This is a genomic window from Rothia dentocariosa ATCC 17931, from assembly GCF_000164695.2.
GTDB classification, from domain to species: domain Bacteria; phylum Actinomycetota; class Actinomycetes; order Actinomycetales; family Micrococcaceae; genus Rothia; species Rothia dentocariosa.
Window position 1 is genome coordinate 2,255,165 of record NC_014643.1, and the last position, 20,411, is coordinate 2,275,575.

Genomic DNA, 20,411 nt, shown 5'->3' on the forward strand with positions numbered 1-20,411 from the left:
ACATAAACCATAAGGGGCGCTCTTGTGAGAACGCCCCCTATGATTATTCACTTATATGCCCCAGTCAAGTTATTGGTCTGCGTTTATAACGTTGACTTCAAAACTCGGTTTACGGCGTTTACGCGGTTTATCATCGTCATCCTCAGATGCGGCATCCGCCTCTGCCTGACCACTCGCGCGGTATTCCTCAACCTTACGTGTGTGGGCGAGAATCTTCCGCTCGCCCAAACGTAGGGTTCCATAAAGCGGCGCCGATACGAAGAGTGTACCGACCATGCCGACCAGAATACCGACGAACAATGACAGCGAGAGATCTTGCAGAGTACCGGCGCCCAGCATAAACGCGCCGATAAAGAGGATCGAACCCACCGGAAGAACACCAACAATAGCGGTGTTAATTGAACGTACCAACGTCTGGTTCACCGCAAGGTTAATGTCTTCCGCAAATGTCCTGTCTTTACGGGAGAAAGCATCCTCGGTGTTCTCACGGATCTTATCGAAAACCACCACCGAGTCGTACAGTGAGTAGCTCAAAATCGTCAAGAAACCGATGATCGCACTCGGGGTAATCTCGAATCCGAGAGCCGCGTAAATTCCTACCGTAACAACCACGGTAAAAAGCAACCCAGCTATAGAGGCCAGCGACATCTTCCACGTGCGGAAATAGAACGCCATGCCGATCAGGGCAAGGATCACGAACACGATCAACCCGAAGAACGCCTGGCGAGTTACATCTTCGCCCCAGGTAGGACCAACATAAGAAGAGGTTACGTCATTCTCGCTCACGCCATAAGCATCTTGCAGAGCTTTCTTAACACTGAGGGTTTCGTTATCAGAGAGCTTGCTCATTTGAGCGCGGATAGTTCCAGGGGCGATATTTGTAACACGCACATCCGATGCCGAGGGCGCATGCTCTTTCACGGCGTTTTCGCCCTCAGATACCTCAGTATGAGTGGTTCGAGATACCACAAATTCCGAGCCACCACGGAAATCAATACCCAGGTTAAATCCACCGCTTACAAGCGGTATGGCAACAGATACCGCCATCAGTAGAACCGCAAGTAAGAGCCAAAGGCGGCGCTTGCCGATGAAAGGATAAGACCGGGCACCCGAGTGCAGGTCATTACCGAAGCGCGCAAAAACATTAGGCTTAACTTCAGCAGCCATAATTACGCCTCCTTCTCATCATTTGTTGCTTCTTCAGCAGTGGCGGCGCGCTCAGCACGTCGACGCTCCGCAATACTGAGTGTAGATTCCTTTGACGAGCGGAAACGACCGGCGCCTCGGTATAGGGGTGCTGCCCCCAAGGATTCCGGTGAAAGCCCGGAATGGCGGTGCCCCTCGCCAAAGTATCGTGTATTTGCAAGCAGAGTAAGCGCGGGGTGGGTGAAGAGATACACCACAACCAAGTCGGCGATCGCGGTAAGACCCAAGGTAAATGCGAAGCCCTTCACCGAACCGACTGAGACAACGTACAGCACTACTGCCGCCAGAAGGTTCACAGCCTTAGAAGCCAGGATAGTTCGGGACGCGCGCTTCCACCCGTGACTGACAGCCGCCGGTATTGTACGTCCGGCCCGAATCTCATCACGAATACGCTCGAAGTACACAATGAAGGAGTCTGCCGTCGCACCAATTGCCACAATCAAACCGGCAACACCCGCCAGGGAGAGGCGATAGTTTAGGGCCCATCCCAAAAGCACAATGGCTTCATACGAGATAATGCCCGCGACCACCAGAGAAGCCATGGTCACAAACCCGAGCAGACGGTACTGGAACAGTGAGTACACGAAGACCAAAAGCAGACCAATCAGACCGGTCAGAATACCCACTTTAAGCTGTTCTGCACCCAAAGTTGCAGAGATCTGCTGCTCTGATTGAATAGAGAAGCTAATCGGGAGAGCACCGTACTTCAGCTGATCGGCAAGATTCTTAGCTTCCTGCTCTGAGAAGTTACCGGTAATCTGCGGCTTGCCGTCTGCAATAACCGCCTGCGAGACTGGCGATGACAAAACCTTACCGTCGAGCATAATAGCAAAGCGGCTGCGGGGATCGTTCGGGCTCTGACCGCGAATAGCGTTCAGACGAGTCGTCACTTTCTTAAAAGTTTCACGGGCCGAGTCGTTGAACTCAATATTCACGGTCCAGCGACCGGTGTTAATGCCCTGCCCGCTAGTTTCTTGCGAGTGACTTGCCGTCGAAATATCGTTACCGTTGAGTTCTACCGGGCCCAAAATGAATTTCTCGTTGCCATCGGTAGAGCACGCCACGATAGCTTTCTTGGGGTCTGCCGCTTCCGCATCTTCATTATTGCCCGCGGAGCAATCTTTAGCCTCAAACTCTTTATAAAGCTCGGGAGTAATCCAGTTGGTATCTGAACCGTTATCCTCCTGTGGCTCTGCGGTAGGCTTTGGGAGTTTATCGTCAGGAGTGCGTGATTCCTCAGGTACTGCTGTACCGGGCGATGAGGATTGCAGCACCGCGCGGAAGGTCATGTTGGCGGATGCCTGAATAAGCTCACGGGTTTCTGGGCTGATATTTCCAGGAACCGAAACCACAACGTTGTTTCCGGAGCCGAAAGACGTTGTAACTTCTGCTTCCGAAACGCCCGCACCGTCAACGCGCTGACGAATAATTTCAACGGCCTGTTTCAGCTGCTCCTGGCTAACGTTGGTGTCGTTCGACCCGTTCACTTTGGGTGAGAGGATCATCTGGGTACCACCAGATAAATCAAGTGCTAGTTTTGCTCCCCACGACCCACCGGCTTGCGTGGTACCGAAAATACCAGCGGCCATAAGGATCATGAGCAAAACCATCGAGACGAGGGCGCCTCGCGCGGCTGCAAGCGGTGAACGCCTAGCCATATGTGCCCCTTACTAGTTCTATGTTCTAGATATTCTTATGTGCATGAGATAAGGAGCTCCCCCTTTTAGCGGCGAAACTCCTTGACCAGTTATTCTTTGGTCTCTGAAACGTCAGAGCTTGTTTCTTCGGATGCGCCAGCACCTTCGACAGAATCTTCAGCAGCCGTAATAACCTGCGCAATCGAGTGTGGGTTAATGGTGATGACGGTGCCTTGAGCAATCTCAAGTTTGGCTTTCTGCGCCTCAGCATCAACGGAGACAATTTTGCCGTACAGACCCCCACGTGTCATGACTTCGTCCCCGGGTTTAAGCGAAGCGATCATATCCCGCAGCGCTTGGAACTGACGCTTCTGCCGCCTAAAACTGCTGTAAATCAAAAACCCAGCAAAGACGACGACAAGAATCATCATAAGCGAATTGACGTCCATGTGTTTCCTCTCCGTAGGCGCAAGCCCACCGCCGCAGGTTGGTAATTCCTACGGATATTTTGACGTTTTATCTGTGCACTACCTATCCATCCTACGCGAGAGGGCTGTGTTTCCCTACTCGTTTCATGATCTGCGTGTAGGTTTTCTCAAGCATTATTCGCCGCTTTGGCGATACTCAGGCATCTTTTATGCGGATAGCTAACGCACCATTTTTAGCTCATAACCCACACAAAGGTATATCCCGACAAAGACAGTGCCTGTACCTAGTCTCCGATCTCGCTGAGCAACAGCGAGTACTAGAGGTTAATTTCAGGTGCCTCAAGCCCCAAGTGTTCCCAAGCCGCAGGCAGTGCTACGCGCCCGCGCGGAGTGCGACCGATCAAACCCTCACGCACCAGATAAGGTTCAGCGACAGTTTCTACAGTCTCGGTTTCTTCCCCCACCGCAATAGCAAGAGTTGAAAGACCCACTGGTCCCCCACCAAATTTGTGGATAAGAGACTCTAAAACAGCGCGATCTAGACGGTCGAGGCCGCGCGCATCCACCTCATACATATCAAGGGCGGTCGCGGCGTCATGAGAGTTGATATCGTGAACATCATTGACGAGCGCCCAGTCTCGCACACGGCGCAGCAAGCGGTTTGCGATACGCGGGGTTCCGCGCGAACGACCGGCGATCTCGGCATATCCTTCACTTGTGATACGCATATCCATCAAACCGGCGCTTCGGCGAAGTACAAGTTCTAACTCAGGCACAGAATAGAACTCAAGGTGCCCGGTAAAACCAAAACGGTCACGCAGCGGACCGGGAAGCAGACCTGCCCGGGTTGTGGCACCTACCAACGTAAATTGAGGAAGCTCAAGCGGAATCGAAGTTGCTCCGGCACCTTTGCCAACCACAATATCCACACGGAAATCTTCCATCGCCATATAGAGCATTTCTTCTGCTGGGCGGCTCATACGGTGTATTTCGTCAAGAAAAAGTACCTCGCCCGGTGTGAGCGAAGACAGAATCGCAGCCAAATCTCCCGAATGTTGAATTGCTGGCCCGGAGGTAATACGAAGCGGTGCCTCCATCTCAGCGGCAATAATCATTGCTAGGGTGGTTTTGCCCAGCCCGGGAGGGCCGGAAAGCAATACATGGTCGGCACTGCGCCCACGCATTTTTGAGGCTTCGAGCACGAGAGAAAGCTGTTGACGCACACGCTTTTGCCCTACAAAGTCGTCAAGCGACTTAGGGCGCAGTGCCGCCTCAATCATTTTCTCCTCAGGTTCTTCTTCCATTGCAACCAGACGTTGCCCAGGAACCTGCCCTGGCGCGTATCCGCCGGATGTAGCGTTATCGTATGGATTCTGAGTCACAATATCGTCCTTTATGGAAGAGAACACCAAGTCTTCTTAGCCTACGGTACTGGCGTACCGCTAATGCCGCCCCACCGTATTCTGTGCCCCCAGAGAGGCAAGTACCCCTCGCAGGGCAGCACTAACGGCTTCCTTTTCTGCATCTGGGTTATGCTGCACGTAAGCGTCGATTGCGGCATCTGCGTCTTTTTCGCTCCACCCTAAAGAGGTGAGCGCATCCATAACCTGGGGCTTCCATGCGATGCCTTGGGCGGGAGCGTTTTCTTCGGCCTGATCTTTACTCAAAATGAGTTTACCAGCCAGTTCTAGCACAATGCGCCGCGCACTTTTCGGCCCGATCCCCGGAACTTTGGTAAAGGCTTTATCATCGCCGGTTGCAACGGCTCGCTCAACCTCGGTGGCAGTATGCACGCTCAAGACGGCAAGGGCGATACGCGGGCCAATCCCCGAAACCGAGAGCATCATTTCAAAGACCTCTCGCTCTGCAGGTTCTGCAAACCCATAGAGAGTCATGGAGTCTTCGCGCACGATCATAGAGGTCAACAAGGTTGCAGTGGATCCCGTGCGCAGATTTGAGAGGGTGCGTGCTGTGGCCCGAACGAGCATACCAAACCCATTGACATCAAGAATTGCGCTCTCTAGCCCTACATGGGTTACATGCCCCGTTAACGACGCAATCATCTTTTCCCTCTCTTGTTACCTTGCGGACCCTGCCAACGTGGGTGCCATCATCCAGTATATTAGAATATTTTTCTGAATGTACAGTTTATAGCAATCTTTATCGAAAATATTTCCGATATAAGTTTAGCGTCGTGTCTTTGCCTCAGCTTCAAGCCAGATTCGCTGTGCCGGCGTCAGCTTTGCATGCTGTGCGCGCACGGGGCGTGATCCCTGGTGAGTCTGCGTATTCGCTGACATATTAATGCCAGAACCAATGCCGCCACCGCGCCAACCATGACAGATTGCGATCGCTAAGGCGTCTGCTGCATCAGCGGGTTTAGGAATTTTTTCCAGCCCCAAAATCTTGGTAACCATACGACCGACTGAGGCTTTATCTGCACGCCCCGAGCCGGTAACGGCGGCTTTCACTTCAGAAGGTGTATGAAAGAAGACCGGAATGCCGCGTACTGCTGCGGCAGAAATAACCGCCCCAGAGGCATGGGCCGTACCAATCACCGTATTGACCTGCTCCTGCGCAAAAATGCGTTCAATAGCAAGAGCATCAGGTTGATAGGTATCAAGCCAGGTTTGCGTCACGGTAAAAATCCGCAGAATGCGCTCGTCAAGAGGCTCAGCGGCGGCGGTTCCCGCGATCCCCACGTTGATGAAGCTGGCTTTGCGGTTGGCGGTCATGTCAATCATGCTAAGCCCGCAGCGGGTAAGCCCCGGATCTACACCCATAATGCGGGTGGCGCCAGCAGAGCGCGGCTCATTACGAAGAGGATGGTTTTCTTGCGTAGATGCGTTCATTGTCCTCTTTCGTTGTTGCGCTGGTGGGGCTGTATATAGTTCATGCCCGAGTGGCTGCGATGCCGGTGTTTGGTACCGTATCGTAACCGTGCTCGGGCATGAGATTAAAAGGCTTTTACTCTGCCTCTAGCTGTTCCATGACGTCAGCAGAGACGTTGGCGTTGGAGTATACGTTCTGCACGTCGTCGAGTTCTTCGATGGCGTCTGCAAGTTTGAGGAATTTCTTGGCGCCTTCGAGGTCGAGGTCTACCTGCATGGTAGGGCGGAATACGGGGTCGTCGTTGTTGTAATCAAGTTCCGCTTCATCCAGCGCTTTGCGGATTTCGGGCAGATCAGTGGGGGCGGATACAACCGTGAAGACATCGCCTTCATCGAGTACTTCTTCGGCGCCTGCGTCAAGCACAGCCATAAGAACATCGTCTTCGGTCAGACCGTCGGTCTTGGTAACTTCGGCAACACCCTTGCGTTCAAAGAGGAAGGCGACCGAACCCTGATCTGCCATGGTGCCGCCGTTACGGGTGACTGCCAGGCGAACATCTGACGCCGCGCGGTTACGGTTGTCGGTAAGGCACTCTATGTAGAGTGCGGTGCCCTGAGGCCCGCGAGCTTCGTACAGGATCTCGGTGTAATCGATGGTTTCACCAGTGAGCCCAGCGCCACGCTTAATAGCACGGTCAATGTTGTCGTTGGGTACAGAGTTTTTCTTTGCCTTGGAGACGGCTAGGTCGAGTGCGGGGTTACCAGAAATATCTGCGCCGCCCATACGAGCCGCAACTTCAATAGCTTTAATGAATTTTGCGAAAGCCTTCGCGCGCTTAGCGTCAATTGCGGCTTTCTTATGCTTTGTAGTGGCCCATTTAGAGTGACCCGACATTCGTATCTCCCTTGTCTCTTCTTCGCCCGTGGCGGCGTACTTGCCCTGTTGCCACGTCACAATACTTTTACACTATACCGGTTTCGCGCGGTTCTCGGATAGTTTCATACCTGCGTTTCGCGGGGTGCATACCGTCAAAGTTTTGGTGTGCACCCCGCGGTTTGTTTGGATGTTGTGGCGAGTATCTGTTCTAGCGGGGGCGTTTCATAGCGGATGCGCGCGCTTTTTCGACCATCGAGTCATCAATTTTTTCAGGGGTGAACTCCCCATATTTGCGTTGTGCTGCCGCCTCAATCAGATAGTCCGAAATCTTCGGGTTCTTCGGCAGAAGCGAACCGTGCAGGTAAGTACCTACCACGTTGTGCACGCGAGCGCCTTCATGATGATCTGTCGAGTTGTTCCCTACGCCTTTGGTCACGGTTGCCAGGGGCTCGCATCCTGCGCCGAGGTAGGTTAGTCCCGAGTGGTTTTCAAATCCCACGATGGTGCCGAATTCTTGTGAATCTTCAACGATGTTGCCAATCAGACGTTCGTTGCCGCCGACCGTGTAGGCATCAAAGATGTTGATACCTTTGAGGGTTTCGCCTTCGTGGGTGCGGAATTCTTTGCCGAAAAGCTGGTAGAGCCCGCAGATCACGAGCATGGGCATGCCGTCTTCTGCGTTTTTTTTGAGTTTTGCCCCTATGGCGTGCAGGTCTTCTTGAATTACGGTTTGTCCGGAGTCTTGGCCGCCGCCTCCGATAATAATATCGACATCGTCGGGGAAGGTATCTCCGGGGTTGTAGTCGAGAATTTCAACGTCGAACCCGTGGGCGTGTGCGCGGCGTGCCAGGGCTAGGGTGTTTCCCCAGTCCCCGTAGATGTTCATGTCTTTGGGGTATAGCTGAAGGATGCGCAGGGTTTTGCCGTTATTGGGGCTTGAAACCGGTTCTCCTGCAATGGTGTGGGTCATTACGAAACCCTTTCGACGTCGGTGAATTTGGTGAGCTCTTCGCGTAGGGCGAGCATTGCGGTGTAGGTGCAGAAGATTCGCATGGGTGCGTCGCCGCTGGTGGTGATGAATTTCCTGAGGGCTTCGCTGAGGTTTTCGTTGACGTCATCCACTCGTACACCGTCGTGTTCAAGGCGCAGCGCCATATCCCAGGCGCGTACCCCTGAGACCATGTCTACACCGGTGTCGCTCAGCGAGTCGAAGTCTACGTCCCATAGCCAGGAGACATCACGGCCGTCTGCGTATTGGTCATTGATGGTGATCATGGTGGCGTAGTCGTCTGCGCTGGCGCTGGCGAGTGAGAGGCGGAATCCGCTGGGATTCTTAACAAGCAGAAGCTGCAGCGGGCGGCCATTGATGTTGAGGGTTTCGCCGCGACCGAATGCCGGGGTGATTTTAGCGAGTTCGTCAATAAGGGCTTGTTTGTTGAGTTTTTCACCCAGAACCGCACGGGTGAGGGCAATGGCACCGGCGGCATTGTAGATATTGTAAATACCGTAGAGGTTGATGTTTCCTTTGCAGGTTTCACCGGCGAGATCGAAGGTTGCGCTGGTACCTGAGAACGCGGTGAGGGTAACGTCTGCGGAGGGAAGTTCACCGCGGTTGTTATTGATTCCGGCGCGCATTTCGTCGTCCGAGGGGAAGAAGGAACGCAGCGTTTCGTTGAGCCCAAAGTAGCTGATGTTTGTTCCGGTTTTTACTGATTGCGCAAGCGAGAGGATGCGCGGGTCTTCCCGGTTAAGCACCACAGTATCAGTGGTGGCTTCAGCTACAGTGGAGAGCATGCGGCGGGTTGTGTCAATTTCGCCGAATCGGTCGAGCTGGTCTCGCAGTACGTTCAGCAACAATGCGTAGTTTGGTTTGACGGCTTTGACGAAGTGCACAGCATGGGCTTCGTCAAGTTCCAGTACGGCAATGTCTGCGTCGAGTTTGCCGCTAAGGTCCATGGCTCCGAGCAGTGCCGCCGCCACACCGCGCACGAAGTTTGATCCAGTGCGGTTGGTGAAGACTTTGAGTCCCTGTGCTTCGAGGAGCTGCACAGCCATTTTGGTGGTGGTTGTTTTGCCGTTGGTTCCCGAAACGACGACGACGCCATAGGGCAGTTTGGCGAGTTCTTCGGCAACAAATCGTGGGTGTAGTTTTTCCATCACGAGACCGGGGAATGCTGATCCGCCGCCGCGCAGCGTGCTGGCGTAGCGAATGCCCTGTCCGAGAAGGCGAATTAGGGGTTTTGACATGTTCACCATTCTATACCGTTTGTGGTGTATTCCTGTGCGAGGGTTCTTCGCAACGCAGCACCGGCTATACACCGGGCTGGATACCGCCTCCCTACTATAAGGGCTAAGTACGCTACGATATTCCCCTGTGTGAGATCCCCTCAGAGAGCTTTGAACACGACGACCTAGAAACTAGAAAAGCGAGGTCTGTACCGTGACGGCGCTGAGAGTATCCGTCGGTTCCACCACATAGTTAGCGAGTTCTGCGGTGTTGATCAGCACGGCGGCATCCGGGTCTCCAACGTGAGCAGTCACGAATTTTCCTGCGGCTCCGGTGCAGAAGAAACCTGCTTCGCGAGTTTTGAGGATGCTGGGGAATGCGTCGAGTGGTTCCGGGTTTTGCGCACGCAACGCCGCGTAAGGGCGGTTCATTGCCACGGAGGGAACCCAGGATTCATCTAGGGCGGTAAGCTGCGTTAATAGCCCGGATTCGGTAAGTGCTTTATGTGCGCGCTCCACTGTGTTTTGATGCGCCGCCCGCAGTTGAGCCCCGGGCAGCGGCTCAGTCCAGGCTCGGTATTTACTCGCTACCTGTTTGACCTGCGGAATATTGGCGATGCGAGTTACCGCATCCTCAGCTTCACGAATCAGCAACCCATCGGGCGCCTGGGCTATATAGGTTGCGGTGGCGACGGCCTGCTCATCCAGACGACGCGGTGTTGAGTGTTGCGAGCTGGTGCCGACTTTAGAGCTTCCGTCAGGAAAAGTGGCGATATAAAGCCTGTGGGGTTGCTGTGCGTAGGCGCGCATTCCGGGTGTCAGCGTTCCCGTGTAAAGATGCGCGGTATGCAGAGCCGTGAACTCGTCATGCGCAGCGCAATATTCGCATTGTTTCCCGCTCTCTAGGTGGTTTCCCTGTGGGCACGCTACACGCTGTATCTGTCCGGTTTCTGTATTGCCGCGTGTGTATCCGGCGCAGAACTTTTGGAGGTTCCCAGCGCCGTCCAGCGCGAGCCGCAACCCAAGAAACGCACCCGGAGTCACGGGAACGCTCATAACATCGCCGCTGGGTTTTATGCTTGTGCCGCCTGAGGCATCCGCCAACACCACGGGTTCAAGGCGCAGAAAAGGCTGCCTTTCACGCCACTGCACATCACGCCAGATAAGGGCATGTTCGTGTTCGACTGCTGTGGAAACATCAAAAATTGAGTCCAGCAGGTTGGGGTACCTCATACGTTCAGTGTAACCCTGCCTTTCAGACGCGAATAGAGCTGCCGTTTTCCTCTGAGGCTAATACTCCTCATTCTTGAAGAATTCGTCGCTGCTGAGCGAGACGGAGAGCTTTTTCAAAACTTCGAGTTCTTTAATTTTCCAGCCTTCGCCCTTCACATAGACAAATGTGGCTTTCATTTCTCGGTTCATACCGCGGTTGCGATAGATTTTGTTGTTTTGCAGGCTTTCCTCGTTATACCAGGCGTAGCGGTTGCGTTTGTAGGAATACGTCACCACCCATTCGGCAGAGTCCCCGGAACCGACTTTTTCCGAGCTTAGAATCTCTACCTTATAGAGCGGGTTCACAGGCCAATATCCCGCCAAGGTCATATCGTCAAACTTCATGGACTCTTCGGGCGTATCCCCGCGGTCTTCGGGGGTGCGGGTGTCAAACGTCGAAGGACGCTCAGTAAATTTATAGTCTTTGGTGAAGAATTGCAGCGACTCTTCATCAGTCATTTCGTGATTCGTAAGAATCTCATATTCATGGAATTTTGCAAGACGTTTAAGCAACGTTTCTGGTCCTTCAATACCCTGCTCTTTGACTTTAGGGTCGAATTCAGGCTCGTGAACGTTATACGCGGGGTGCTCTTCGGTAGCGGCGACAAATTCTCCATTGTCATAACGGTTCTGTTCACTGGGTGTCAGAGGTGCTTGTGCGCCGCTGGGCAAGAGTGCAGGCCCGCTGGGTTTGATCTTAGCGGGGGAAGGTTCTGCTGTTGGCGTCGGGTTGCCGCTGGCGTCGTCATAGGAGTTTCGGTTGTCCTCAGAGGCCGTGGAATTTCCGCCGCTGTGGCTCATAGGGGAAGATGCCACGCATCCAGGCGTAGCTAGAATGCAGCCCGTGAGAGCGAGAGATAAAAGGGTACGCTTGTACCCAGCGGCGGATGTTGTCATCAACAAACCAGCTTTCGAGAGTGGTTGGTATGCGGTTAATGTTGAAGCCGGAAGAGCGCTTCAAGCGGTGATGTTGCTATCTCTATCCTGCCACATGCACACGCTAAAAGCATTAATGTACCAGATCATGGTTTAGTGTGGAGGATTTCAAGAGCAATTTTGCGATTAAAGATCAGGTCACGAGCGTATTTTTACGTCGCATTAAGACTTCGGAACACTCATGAAGTATACCTGCATACGCGGTTTAACGTGAATGTTTCATGACCCCTCAAAGTAACATAACTGTCGGAAACGTTCAGGCGGGGCTATGAGGGCATGCGAGCGAACCCGTCAGCGATAATCTGGCGCATGTCATCAAGGGTTCGAGACATGGTTTTCGTGTGGGCAATAATGGGCAGAAAATTGGTGTCACCGCTCCAGCGAGGAAGAATATGCTGATGTAGGTGATCAGCTATACCCGCGCCCCCAACTTTGCCCTGATTCATGCCGATATTGAACCCGTCATTATGGGAAACTTCGCGCAAAACCCGCATCGCACGCTGAGTCAGGCGTGCCATTTCGAGAGTTTCTTCCTCATTCGCCTGATCGTATAGAGGAATATGGCGGTACGGGCAGATGAGCAGATGCCCCGGGTTATAGGGGTACAGGTTGAGCAGAGCGAAGGCGTGCTCTCCACGATAAACAATGAGCGATTCTTCATCGCTGCGCGAAGGAGCCGTGCAGAATGGGCAGGTTTTCTCAGTATGGTCCTGCTGCCCACCGCTCACATAAGCGGTACGATGCGGTGTCCAGAGCCGCTGGAACGCATCGGGCACACCGGGCAGCTCGAAGTCATCGGTGACGTTCGTATTCTGGGCATTCTGGTTTTCGCTCATACCCCTATTAAACCGTATATTTAACTCCGCGAGCGGCTCACGTGCGCTCTAATCTGAATCACGCCCCAGGCGCACCGCGATCTTCTGACGAATCACCGTGAGCGTCTGCTTAGTCTCTTCCAGCAGTTCCATTGGTTGTTCGGGCTCGTGGTTGTCTTCTTCGTTATCAGCATCATGATTGCGGTGGGAGGCGAGAAATTCCTGGGTGAGTTCTTCGGGTGGATGGTGTACCGTGCCGTCTCCCATGCGGATGGCGAGCATCGCCTTCAGCTCGGCGATTTCGGCGTGAAGTGTCTCAATATCGGCCTTCGTTGCGGCGTGGTCTTCTTCGGTGACTCCGCTAATTTTTTCGATCACCCAGGTAGCAAGCGCACCGGTAATCACGCCGAACAGGCCAACCCCGTAAATCATGACAACCACGGCAATAACCCTGCCGGGTACGGTCACGGGGTATACGTCGCCATAGCCCACGGTCGCCAGTGTTGCGAGAGTCCACCAATACGCCGTCCAGATATCTTTGATGAGGGCACCTGGGGCGCCTTGCTCAATGGAAAAGATAGCGAGAGCCGCCATGATCACGAAGATCAGTGTGTATCCAAAGAGTTTAACGGCCAGTTCTGAGAGCAGTTTGTACTGGCGGTTGGCGGTCATGTGGAGCATCGCCAAGAAACTCACAATACGCCAGGCTGGCAGAAGCACAATGGCGAGGTTCATCAGGTTGTGCGTGAAGAAGTAGATGCGCCGGGGCGCCAGATAGAGACGCACACAATAATCGACCGCGAAAAGCGCCCACAGTATCATCTGAAAAATATTGAGGATGCCGTCAAGTGGTGCGCTAATGCGTGTGCTCACAATGGGTGCGGCGTAAGCGACAAGGTATAGGAGCGAGGCAATAAAAAGCGGTTTATCGGTGCGGCGCTCCCATTCGGTGAGTCCTTCTTCGCCGCGGGTAATCTTAGTGCGGCGCTCATTGTGTGGGCGGTCAACTGCGGTATCGGTGAAAACGGTGTTTTCAGGCTCGGGTACAGTACGGGTGTGTGGTGTTTCTGTACCGTTTGCCTCTGCCATACTGCCCAGTCCTTACATGCTCTTCGTTGAAGCAGGTCTGCCGTGAATTGTCGGTTCACGTGCAAACCTTTCTACAGCCATCATATCGGTTTTCTGCAGGTATCTGTGGATGCTCCTTACCTCACGTGGGGACACTCGCCGCTCGGGAACGTTGGTTTGTTTCGGGTGTTTGGCCCAGACCAATACGTTATAGAGAATAGCCGCATCTGAGAGACTAGAATCATGAGTTCTTCAATCTCACAGGCAATCCGTGAGCTTGCCGAACCAAAGCTGGCGGAGTTCACGGAGAAGCTGATTCCTACGGTTGATCCCGAGCGGATTTTAGGCGTGCGTATGCCCGCACTGCGCAAGCTCGCTAAGAAGCTGCTGCGTGAACATCCGCAGGAAGTCACGGAGTTTAAGGCGGCGGTTCCGCATGATTTTCAGGAAGAAGACCTGCTGCATGTGCTGCTTCTGAACGAGGAGCGCGACTTCGCGGCCTGGCATGCGGAAGTTACCGATTTCTTGCCATATATGACGAACTGGACTCTTACGGATGCCGTCTCCCCAGCCTGTGTGAAGGGCCGCAATGCAGCCAACCTGCCGAAGCTGGAGCGGGCCTGCCTCAACTGGATGCTTGATGATCGCGTGTATGTGCAACGTCTAGGCGTGGTAGTGCTCATGTCTCTGTTGGGCACCGAGTATTTCTCACCGGAGCATCTGCGCAAGGAGTACGAATACAACGGCATTGAGACCTGCGCCGTGGACGGCATGTGCCAGACCCGCTGCCCCGTGAACATTAACACTGGTGACCTGATTCGCCGCCTGCGTTCTGAGAACCAGGACAAGCTGGCTGCTACCGGCTGGAAGGTTGCCGCACAGCAGTGGGGCATCATGGATAAGGTCGCCGGCAAGGCCCTCACCGTGGCGCAGAAGCTGCCGTTCCCCGTGGTTCACGGCACCACCAACATTGCCCGTAAGGTCATGGGTGATGACATGGTGCCTTCCTACAAGAAGGGCCTGCCGGTCGGTGGCCCGGCACGTAAGCCGCACAAGGACGCAACCGCTGAGATTGTGTTCTTCCCCCGCCTGCGTGAACTCCATGTTCGGCGGCGTGGACGGCGACGGTAAGCATGACCCGGTCAACGCAACTCAGGCGTTCATCCGCCTGTGTGAGCGTGCCGGCGTGAAGTACCGCATCCCGGACAATATTGGCGAGATGTGCTGTGCTACCCCGTGGAAGTCGAAGGGCTTCACCAACGGCTACTCGATCATGAGCGACCGTGTACTGAAGTCCCTGTGGGAGGCTACTGACGGTGGCCGCCTGCCGGTCGTGTGCGACGCTTCGTCCTGTACTGAGGGTCTTGAGGTGATGCGCAAGAAGGTTATTGAGGCGCTTGAGCACAAGATTGTGAACGGTCTGAAGCCGGGCGAGCCGGACTTCTCGCGTCTGCGCATGTACGACGCGGTTCAGTTCGCCGCGCACAACATGCTGGATAAGCTGACCGTATCTGCTCCCCTGCCGTCGATTGCACTGCACCCGACCTGCTCCATGACTCACCTGGGTACTCAGCCTGCGTTTGAGAAGATTGCGAACGCGATGAGTGCCGACGTGTACGTACCGAAGCACTGGGGTTGCTGTGGTTACGCGGGTGACCGCGGTATGCTGCACCCCGAGCTGACGGCGAGCGCTACGGAGGCGGAGGCTGCGGAGCTGAGCGAGCAGAAGCAGTTCGCCGCATACATTTCGGCGAACCGCACCTGCGAGCAGGGTATGACGGAGGCGACCGGCCACACCTACCAGAACGTGCTGCAACTACTGGAACGCACCACCCGCTAAAGGGGCTGAGCGCGTAGCAACGGTATAAAGAAGGGACCCGGCGGGCTATCTGATGGATAGTCCGCCGGGTCCCTTGCTAATCATTTATTTTTGAACGACCACATTCCGCTAAATATCGCAATAAATACAAGTGGTATATACACTACATAAACCCCTATATAGAATATCAGCACAATCATGCTCTCCAATACTTCAGAACGCGACTTCTTATCCCGTAAACATATCGGATTCTGCTCTGAAAAAGATAAAGCCGCCAGAAAAATTAAAGAAAAAAATCCCCAAAAAATTAAAAGCATGAAAATCCCACAGTACAAACACCCATAGCGTAAAGGCTACAATCTGCAGCCCTCCGCTCCTAATCTGCTTCATGAAAATAGCACTAACAAGCATGCATATCCATCCCACAATACAAATTATATTCTGCGACCCGGACAAGGGTTCTTGCTGAAGGAAAGTAGCAACATCGGCAAATGGCTTGGCTAGAGCATCAAAATGAACCCATTCAAGAAAATTTGAAATACCCATGAGGCCGCTCAGTTCTGTATGGTTCCATAGAGAGTAAATTACCGACATAGAGTACGCAGATACGAAAACACAGAAAGCTTTCGAGAAAAGATCTTTGTCTACGATATATTTTACTGTGGATTCCATATTGATAGCCAACCAAATTCTCCTCAATATACAGAATAATAGAAATTCTTGAACTATAGCGCAGATATTTATATATCTACATTGAAGAGGCGGGCGTAAAGCTCCCGTTAGCCTCAGTCACGATAATGACCGGACTGCCGCCCGCAATCTTGTATGCGCGGTGGAGCACTTCAGCATCATCTTCGCCGGGAGCAACCGGGATAACATGACACTCCCCTCCCGCCTGCTGCGCAGCGAGCGCAACAAGCGCCCTGTGTTCCGGGTTTCGGCGAGCAGACAGGTTGAAACAACCCGCAATACGAGCCCGCTCCTTCATCACCTCGACGCTTGCCATATCTCAACCCTTTCAAATGCGCCTTCTTACGATAAAGGCTATTGCTTCTTCGTAAGTGGCGTTGCTTTCCATAATACTATTCAGGGATCGATTCTCTTCGACTACGGAACAGTCACTGCGGTACTTGTAGCGGTGGTAGTGGAAGTTCCGATGGGAGGAACAGCCACGAATTACCTACCAGTATTTATCCTGCTCCTTTTTCGTCACTGCTGGATAGGGCAATGTTGAAGTTGTACGCCATGTCTCGAGCCGGATCGAGATACATATAGGAAAGGTCCTGGTAGAGGCTATCCAGTTGGATAGCCTCTACCAGGACCTTTCCTATAAATTAATAACTTATCATGCCTATAATCAAGGATGGGGATAACAATTTTCCAGTTTTATCCATAAAGAAAATTTATAAACAAGAAACATCTAACTAAATTTTCTTACGGTCATTACGCGCATACTTGAGCACAAGATCAATATCATCATTTTGATTCATAAAAAATATTTTACGATGATACAATATTTCAGCTTTAATTATCTCGTCAGCAAAACTTGATGATATAACATCAATTGACTCAAAGTCTAAAACGACATATTCTGCACCATCATTTACTAAATTTCCAATAATATTAGAAATTTTGGTTCCGCCATTTCTGGTCGCCACATTAGCTGCATATTGATGCATATGAATAACATGCCCCTGAAGATCTTCATCATAATATTCATCTGTCTCATCCGAAATATAGTCAATATTTAGAATACTGCTCATGCGCACAGGTTTAGAGACATCCAGACTCCAATTGACACATGTTAAATACTTAACATCATCATTATCTCTATTCTTAAATTCAATCGGTGATTTTCCAAAATTATAAGTATCGATGGGCTCATCTTTTGCCTTATTATTCTCATAGGCACCTTTACCGGAGTCAATCATGAACGTACCACCATTTCGCCTAACAGATTCAGTTAGGCCATAAAGACCCATGCCTTTATTTCTGTTGCCTTTAGAAGTAACTCCCTTATTCACTGCATATTTAATGATTTTCCCATACTCACCCTTGCTGAAATAATCCATAAAAATACCGGAATCAACCTTGGAATCAGCTACCCCAACCCCCTCACTCATACTCCTAATAATTCCTTTTCCAATATCCGTAACTGCTATATTCAACCTCTTTGAGCTAACATGATACTGCATAGAAACATATCCATAGTCAGCCCCGCTGTGCTGAAAAACATTATCCATGACCTCGTATAGACTCCACGCAAATGTCTGTAGCAACCCCTCTTCCAGAACAATATTGGACATTATCCAATTTTTATACTTATCAACAATAAGGCTAATGTTTTCCTCTGTATATTTAAATACAGTATAAAGAGAACTGTGCATTTTTATAGATATATCATTAACTACCACAGGATTATTGATTGAAGCCCCCATCTTCACAGCCTCAGGATTGGCGAGTATAACATCCAGACCAAATTCACTCTTATAATAATCAGAAATGGCTGCCAGCCAAGTTGCCCTGTCTTGAAATACAGGAGCTCCTTTTGCAATAGTTATCTCAACACTAGAATCATCAGAAGATTCGATTCTTTTGACAATTCTTCCAAATTCTTTCATTCTCTTTGATTCCATATATATTTCCATAAGAACCTCCAAAGTTGTAAAATTTTTTGGTCAAATTCGAAAAATAAGAATTATTTATATGCAACACAATCTTATGTAAGTTTGTTAATCACCTCCACATTAGAAACCGTGGGCCAGCACATCCCGCAGGGACAGCAAATACAGTGCTTACCTGCCGCTCAGACGTCCTTATCCGAATCGTACAATTACCGGCACCTCCGAACGGCAACGAACGTAAGTACCATCATTCACATTAGCACGAAGACACCCGCCCGGACTAGGAAAAACTCCCGCGCAACACAACTTTCTGCACCCCACCGTACTCCCCCACCCGCGCCTCCTCAAGGCATATAAAAACCACCCCCTCCGCAGCTTGTCACCGCAAAGGGGGTGGTTTTCTATATAGCTAGGTTAGAAGCCTAAACCCTTATTACTCAGCAGCCTCGGTGCTGGGCTTGGGGTCTTCGTTCACGCGGTTGCGGATATGCTCCACAATACGTGCCACAGCCTCATCAACGGGCACACCGTTTTCCTGTTTGTTGCCGCGGAAGCGGAATGAGACTGCGCCAGCCTCCGCATCCTCGCCGCCAGCAATCAGAATAAACGGCACCTTCTCGGTAGAAGCGGTACGAATCTTCTTCGTAAACCGGTCCGAACCGTAATCAACCTCAACGCGCACGCCCTGCTCACGCAGCTTATCCGCAATCTCGGTCATATAGTCGTTAAAAGCCTCCGCCACAGGCACACAAATCACCTGCACTGGCGAGAGCCACGCCGGGAACGCGCCCGCGTAGTGCTCAGTCAGCACGCCCAGGAAACGCTCAATCGAACCGAACTTGGCCGAGTGAATCATCACCGGCTCCTGAATTGAACCGTCCGCAGCCTGGTACTCCAAACCAAACCTGCTGGGCTGGTTGAAGTCATACTGCACGGTGGACATCTGCCAGGTGCGGCCAATCGCGTCCTTCGCCTGCACCGAAATCTTCGGGCCATAGAACGCGGCCCCACCCGGGTCAGGCACCAGTTCAAGGCCGGTCTCTTGCGCCACCTGCTCCAGCACGGCGGTAGCCTGCTCCCACTGCTCATCGGTGCCGATAAACTTATCCTTCTTATCGCCCTCAGTGTCGCGGGTTGAAAGCTCAAGGTAGAAGTCCGTCATACCGAAATCTTCCAGCAGGCTCAGCATGAAATTCAGCAGGTGCCGCACCTCATCGGGTGCCTGCTCCTTCGTTACATACGAGTGGGAATCGTCCTGCGTAATCATGCGCACACGGGTCAAACCCTGCAGCACGCCCGACTTCTCGTCACGGTACACGGTGCCGAACTCGAAGAAACGCAGCGGCAGCTCACGGTACGAACGCCCACGCGAACGGTAAATCTCGTTATGCATGGGGCAGTTCATGGCCTTCAAACGGTAGTTGCCATTATCGAGCACCATCGCAGGGAACATGCCGTCCGCGTAATACGGCAGGTGCCCGGACGTGTAGAACAGGTCTTCCTTTGAGATGTGCGGGGTGCTCACGTACTGGAAGCCCTCAGCAATATGGCGGGCGCGCACATAATCTTCCATCTCACGCTTAATCACGCCGCCCTTAGGATGAATCACCGGCAGGCCGGGGCCAATATTCTTGGGGAACGAGAACAGGTCAAGCTCCTTGCCCAGGCGGCGGTGATCGCGGCGCTCAGCTTCGGCAATACGGTGCTTATACTCCACCAGCTCATCCTTCGTGGGCCAAGCGGTACCGTAAATACGCTGAAGCATGGGGTTCTTCTCAGAACCGCGCCAATACGCGCCACCGGCACGCATGAGCGCGTAACCGTTAGCAATCAGCTTGGTATTCGGCAGGTGCGGACCGCGGCACAGGTCATTCCACAACACCTCACCGGTTTTCGGGTGCACATTGTCATAAATTGTAATCTCGCCCGCGCCAACCTCAACCGAGGCACCCTCTGCGGCATCAGCACCCGAACCGGGGCCTTGGCTAAGCGAAAGCAGTTCGAGCTTATATGGCTCGTTCTTCATCTCTTCAACCGCTTCATCGTGGGTGACCACGCGGCGGCGGAACAGCTGTCCCGACTTGATGATCTTAATCATCGACTTCTCGATCTTCTTCAGATCCTCGGGGGTGAAGGGCTCAGCCACATCAAAATCAAAATAGAAGCCATCCGTAATATAGGGGCCAATGCCCAGCTTGGCATCTTTGCGGTACTCCTGCACCGCCTGCGCCATCACGTGCGCCGCAGAATGGCGCAGCACATTCAAGCCATCAGGTTCGTCAATGAAAACGGGCTCAACGGTATCGCCCTCAGACAGCTTGTGAGAAAGGTCGACCAGCGTGCCATTCACGCGGGCAACCACAATCTTCGCGTTATCCGCAAAGAGTTCAGCGGCGGTGGCGGCAGTAACCTCGCGCTCCTCACCGGATACGCTGATCTTAATAGGTGCTGACAGTTCAGCGGCAGACATGTGTCTCCTTTAGGTTAGGCACGGGGCCTACTCCCCCAGAGTACGGGGCCAGGATAGGCGCAGCCGTGCAGACTAATCCGCACTGTACAGGTGCACGGACATCACTATTCTACGGCGTTCACAGCAAATTTTCAGGTAATGGCTCAGGGTGGACACAATATCAACGATAGTTTCCCTTCATAATGCCTCAGTAAAACGTGTA

The 20,411-nt window shown here is 52.6% G+C and carries 19 protein-coding genes; 2 read left to right on the forward strand and 17 right to left on the reverse strand.

The genetic code is table 11. The features are described 5' to 3' along the window. Positions 1-69: 69 nt before the first annotated feature. The 13 genes from secF to HMPREF0733_RS09710 all read right to left on the reverse strand — a co-directional run bounded on the left by secF (position 70) and on the right by HMPREF0733_RS09710 (position 13,317). The gene (gene secF, locus HMPREF0733_RS09650; protein WP_004004751.1) at positions 70-1,167 is read right to left on the reverse strand and encodes a protein translocase subunit SecF; all 1,098 of its coding nucleotides are present in this window, start codon (positions 1,165-1,167) and stop codon (positions 70-72) included. Between the two features lie 2 nt (positions 1,168-1,169). Continuing rightward, positions 1,170-2,864, reverse strand: coding sequence for a protein translocase subunit SecD (gene secD, locus HMPREF0733_RS09655; protein ID WP_013399136.1), 1,695 nt, complete (start codon positions 2,862-2,864; stop codon positions 1,170-1,172). An 89-nt stretch (positions 2,865-2,953) separates the two neighbouring features. Next, entirely contained in the window at positions 2,954-3,292 is a 339-nt protein-coding gene (gene yajC, locus HMPREF0733_RS09660) for a preprotein translocase subunit YajC (protein WP_013399137.1), read from the reverse strand. A gap of 296 nt (positions 3,293-3,588) precedes the next feature. Then, positions 3,589-4,575, reverse strand: coding sequence for a Holliday junction branch migration DNA helicase RuvB (gene ruvB, locus HMPREF0733_RS09665; RefSeq protein WP_172461396.1), 987 nt, complete (start codon positions 4,573-4,575; stop codon positions 3,589-3,591). Between the two features lie 138 nt (positions 4,576-4,713). Continuing rightward, positions 4,714-5,334 (reverse strand): Holliday junction branch migration protein RuvA, encoded by a 621-nt coding sequence (gene ruvA, locus HMPREF0733_RS09670; protein WP_013399138.1) that lies wholly within the window; start codon positions 5,332-5,334, stop codon positions 4,714-4,716. Positions 5,335-5,457: 123 nt separating this feature from the next. Further along, complete coding sequence (gene ruvC, locus HMPREF0733_RS09675) at positions 5,458-6,123, reverse strand: crossover junction endodeoxyribonuclease RuvC (RefSeq protein ID WP_013399139.1); 666 nt, start codon at positions 6,121-6,123, stop codon at positions 5,458-5,460. Positions 6,124-6,238: 115 nt separating this feature from the next. Then, positions 6,239-6,997 (reverse strand): YebC/PmpR family DNA-binding transcriptional regulator, encoded by a 759-nt coding sequence (locus HMPREF0733_RS09680; protein WP_041321796.1) that lies wholly within the window; start codon positions 6,995-6,997, stop codon positions 6,239-6,241. 190 nt (positions 6,998-7,187) lie between these two features. Further along, entirely contained in the window at positions 7,188-7,949 is a 762-nt protein-coding gene (locus tag HMPREF0733_RS09685; protein ID WP_013399141.1) for a type 1 glutamine amidotransferase, read from the reverse strand. After that, on the reverse strand, positions 7,949-9,235 hold the full coding sequence (locus HMPREF0733_RS09690) for a Mur ligase family protein (RefSeq protein WP_013399142.1): 1,287 nt from the start codon (positions 9,233-9,235) through the stop codon (positions 7,949-7,951). Before HMPREF0733_RS09690 ends, HMPREF0733_RS09685 begins: the two co-directional genes overlap by 1 nt. Positions 9,236-9,397: 162 nt before the next feature. Beyond that, complete coding sequence (locus HMPREF0733_RS09695; protein ID WP_013399143.1) at positions 9,398-10,438, reverse strand: DUF2797 domain-containing protein; 1,041 nt, start codon at positions 10,436-10,438, stop codon at positions 9,398-9,400. Between the two features lie 57 nt (positions 10,439-10,495). Next, positions 10,496-11,293 (reverse strand): DUF6318 family protein, encoded by a 798-nt coding sequence (locus HMPREF0733_RS09700; protein ID WP_244864725.1) that lies wholly within the window; start codon positions 11,291-11,293, stop codon positions 10,496-10,498. A gap of 386 nt (positions 11,294-11,679) precedes the next feature. Continuing rightward, positions 11,680-12,249 carry an HIT family protein gene (locus tag HMPREF0733_RS09705; protein ID WP_013399145.1) on the reverse strand — a complete coding sequence of 190 codons (570 nt, stop codon included), beginning with the start codon at positions 12,247-12,249 and terminating at the stop codon, positions 11,680-11,682. A 48-nt stretch (positions 12,250-12,297) separates the two neighbouring features. Continuing rightward, positions 12,298-13,317, reverse strand: a complete 1,020-nt coding sequence (locus HMPREF0733_RS09710; RefSeq protein ID WP_013399146.1) for a potassium channel family protein — start codon at positions 13,315-13,317, stop codon at positions 12,298-12,300. A gap of 222 nt (positions 13,318-13,539) precedes the next feature. On the opposite strand from HMPREF0733_RS09710, the gene HMPREF0733_RS11475 reads away from it, so the two are divergent. Both HMPREF0733_RS11475 and HMPREF0733_RS11075 read left to right on the forward strand, forming a co-directional pair. Continuing rightward, on the forward strand, positions 13,540-14,427 hold the full coding sequence (locus HMPREF0733_RS11475) for a DNA alkylation repair protein (protein WP_013399147.1): 888 nt from the start codon (positions 13,540-13,542) through the stop codon (positions 14,425-14,427). Further along, positions 14,369-15,136, forward strand: coding sequence for a heterodisulfide reductase-related iron-sulfur binding cluster (locus HMPREF0733_RS11075; protein ID WP_244864727.1), 768 nt, complete (start codon positions 14,369-14,371; stop codon positions 15,134-15,136). The genes HMPREF0733_RS11475 and HMPREF0733_RS11075 overlap by 59 nt, the downstream gene beginning before the upstream one ends. 207 nt (positions 15,137-15,343) lie before the next feature. On the opposite strand, the gene HMPREF0733_RS09725 is transcribed toward HMPREF0733_RS11075, so the two are convergent. The 4 genes from HMPREF0733_RS09725 to thrS form a co-directional block, all read right to left on the reverse strand. Next, the gene (locus HMPREF0733_RS09725) at positions 15,344-15,799 is read right to left on the reverse strand and encodes a hypothetical protein (protein ID WP_041321797.1); all 456 of its coding nucleotides are present in this window, start codon (positions 15,797-15,799) and stop codon (positions 15,344-15,346) included. A 64-nt stretch (positions 15,800-15,863) separates the two neighbouring features. Beyond that, a complete protein-coding gene (locus HMPREF0733_RS09730; protein ID WP_013399150.1) occupies positions 15,864-16,121 on the reverse strand; it encodes a hypothetical protein in 258 nt (85 codons plus the stop codon). A 418-nt stretch (positions 16,122-16,539) separates the two neighbouring features. After that, the gene (locus HMPREF0733_RS09735; RefSeq protein WP_169310262.1) at positions 16,540-17,751 is read right to left on the reverse strand and encodes an STAS-like domain-containing protein; all 1,212 of its coding nucleotides are present in this window, start codon (positions 17,749-17,751) and stop codon (positions 16,540-16,542) included. Between the two features lie 421 nt (positions 17,752-18,172). Next, positions 18,173-20,209, reverse strand: coding sequence for a threonine--tRNA ligase (thrS, locus tag HMPREF0733_RS09740; RefSeq protein ID WP_013399152.1), 2,037 nt, complete (start codon positions 20,207-20,209; stop codon positions 18,173-18,175). Positions 20,210-20,411: the final 202 nt, after the last annotated feature.

What these genes read in the sequence shown, in the direction of transcription:
- secF (WP_004004751.1), bottom strand. Translation starts at nt 1,167, where the DNA reads ATGGCTGCTGAAGTTAAGCCTAATGTTTTTGCGCGCTTCGGTAATGAC.
- ruvC (WP_013399139.1), bottom strand. Translation starts at nt 6,123, where the DNA reads ATGAACGCATCTACGCAAGAAAACCATCCTCTTCGTAATGAGCCGCGC.
- HMPREF0733_RS09680 (WP_041321796.1), bottom strand. Translation starts at nt 6,997, where the DNA reads ATGTCGGGTCACTCTAAATGGGCCACTACAAAGCATAAGAAAGCCGCA.
- ruvB (WP_172461396.1), bottom strand. Translation starts at nt 4,575, where the DNA reads ATGGAAGAAGAACCTGAGGAGAAAATGATTGAGGCGGCACTGCGCCCT.
- HMPREF0733_RS09690 (WP_013399142.1), bottom strand. Translation starts at nt 9,235, where the DNA reads ATGGTGAACATGTCAAAACCCCTAATTCGCCTTCTCGGACAGGGCATT.
- HMPREF0733_RS09735 (WP_169310262.1), bottom strand. Translation starts at nt 17,751, where the DNA reads ATGGAATCAAAGAGAATGAAAGAATTTGGAAGAATTGTCAAAAGAATC.
- HMPREF0733_RS11475 (WP_013399147.1), top strand. Translation starts at nt 13,540, where the DNA reads ATGAGTTCTTCAATCTCACAGGCAATCCGTGAGCTTGCCGAACCAAAG.
- HMPREF0733_RS09710 (WP_013399146.1), bottom strand. Translation starts at nt 13,317, where the DNA reads ATGGCAGAGGCAAACGGTACAGAAACACCACACACCCGTACTGTACCC.
- yajC (WP_013399137.1), bottom strand. Translation starts at nt 3,292, where the DNA reads ATGGACGTCAATTCGCTTATGATGATTCTTGTCGTCGTCTTTGCTGGG.
- HMPREF0733_RS09705 (WP_013399145.1), bottom strand. Translation starts at nt 12,249, where the DNA reads ATGAGCGAAAACCAGAATGCCCAGAATACGAACGTCACCGATGACTTC.
- ruvA (WP_013399138.1), bottom strand. Translation starts at nt 5,334, where the DNA reads ATGATTGCGTCGTTAACGGGGCATGTAACCCATGTAGGGCTAGAGAGC.
- secD (WP_013399136.1), bottom strand. Translation starts at nt 2,864, where the DNA reads ATGGCTAGGCGTTCACCGCTTGCAGCCGCGCGAGGCGCCCTCGTCTCG.
- thrS (WP_013399152.1), bottom strand. Translation starts at nt 20,209, where the DNA reads ATGTCTGCCGCTGAACTGTCAGCACCTATTAAGATCAGCGTATCCGGT.
- HMPREF0733_RS09685 (WP_013399141.1), bottom strand. Translation starts at nt 7,949, where the DNA reads ATGACCCACACCATTGCAGGAGAACCGGTTTCAAGCCCCAATAACGGC.
- HMPREF0733_RS09695 (WP_013399143.1), bottom strand. Translation starts at nt 10,438, where the DNA reads ATGAGGTACCCCAACCTGCTGGACTCAATTTTTGATGTTTCCACAGCA.
- HMPREF0733_RS09730 (WP_013399150.1), bottom strand. Translation starts at nt 16,121, where the DNA reads ATGGCAAGCGTCGAGGTGATGAAGGAGCGGGCTCGTATTGCGGGTTGT.